This window comes from Alcanivorax sp. HI0044, assembly GCF_001634945.1.
In genome coordinates this window covers 1-1,418 of sequence record NZ_LWEZ01001049.1, presented here as the reverse complement: position 1 = coordinate 1,418, position 1,418 = coordinate 1, and the positions used below count along the sequence as shown (strand labels likewise).

Sequence of the window (1,418 nt, the reverse complement as noted above, 5' to 3'; positions counted from 1 at the left end):
GACTTAAGTAAGTGCCATTCAGGTCTGACCCCGGATCTTCCATTCGCACACAACGGCAAATACAGTGGTAATACGGCGTTTCCTCAAGGGAAATCTGCTGATAACGCGCTCGTGTCATGGTCGCCTCCATGCTGATCCATGACTTAAACCATACTGTCCTTATAGACAGGCAGCCATCAGATAATGGCCATCAGGCGCGTGAGAGATTTGCTAATTGATGGGTGTCCTGTTGTTCGTCCTCGCGGGGCAAGACCTGGCCCTCGTGTTCTCTCGTGTTCTAGACCGACGCCAGAGGGTGTTCAAAACTCTGTGTCACAGCCAGCAGCCTCACAGGCTGATGTATTTGTCCAGGCGCTCGGGGAAGTGGATGGCCATCTGTGACAGCGTCAGATTCCAGTTCTGCACCGGGTGGGTCCAGCGCTCGGATGCCTTGAGTATACCGGCATAGAGCAGCTTCAGTAAGGCGTTCTCACTGGCGAAGCCACCCTTGGTCTTTGTCAGCTTGCGGAACTGGCGATGTACGGCCTCCACGGCATTGGTGGTGTAAATCGCAGTACGGACGTAATCAGGGTATTTGAAGTAGGCTGACAGGGTTGGCCACTTTTCCCGCCAGGACTTGATTACCATCGGGTATTTCTCGCCCCACTTGGCTTCCAGTTCATCGAGTGCGATTTCTGCGGCGTTCAGCGTTGCAGCCTTGTAGACGGGCTTCAGGTCGGCCATGAAGGCTTTCTGGTTTTTCGAGGCAACATACTTCAGTGAGTTACGGATCTGGTGAATCACGCAATGCTGGATTTCCGTTTTCGGGTAAATGCTCTCGATGGCTTCAGGGAAGCCTTTCAAGCCATCCACGCAGGCGATCAGGATATCCTTGACGCCACGGTTGTAGAGGTCTGTCAGCACGGTTAACCAGTGGTGGGCACCTTCCTGATCAGAGAGATAAAGACCAAGCAGCTCCTTCTTGCCCTCGATGTTCAGGGCAAGAATGGTGTAGATAGCCTTGCTGACGTAACGGCCGTTTTCTCTAATTTTGTAGTGAATGGCGTCAAGCCAGACAATCGGATAGATGGCTTCAAGATCACGTTCTCGCCACGCCTGTAGCTCTGGCAGGAGTTTGTCGGTGATGGCATTGATGGTGCCGTTGGACAGCTCGATATCATACATCTCGACAATGTGGGCGCGGATGTCCTGGTAGCTGTTGCCGAGGGCAAACAGGGCAATGATCTTGCGCTCCAACTCATCGGTCAGATGCGTCTGGTGTTTCTTGATAAGCTGGGGTTCGAAGGTACCGCTGCGGTCTCGGGGCGTTTTAAGTTCAAAGCTGCCGGCGGGGCCTTTCATGGTCTTACTGGTCGTGCCATTCTTGCGGTTCGGCGCGGTCTCTTCTGTAAGATGATTGTCCAGCTCGGCTTGCATCG

The 1,418-nt window shown here is 53.5% G+C and carries 1 protein-coding gene; it reads right to left on the bottom strand.

What is annotated here, in order from left to right; translation table 11 throughout:
* Positions 1 to 327: 327 nt before the first annotated feature.
* Positions 328 to 1,418: IS256 family transposase (locus A3730_RS12220; protein ID WP_063538133.1), on the bottom strand; the 1,091-nt coding region annotated here is incomplete at its 5' end.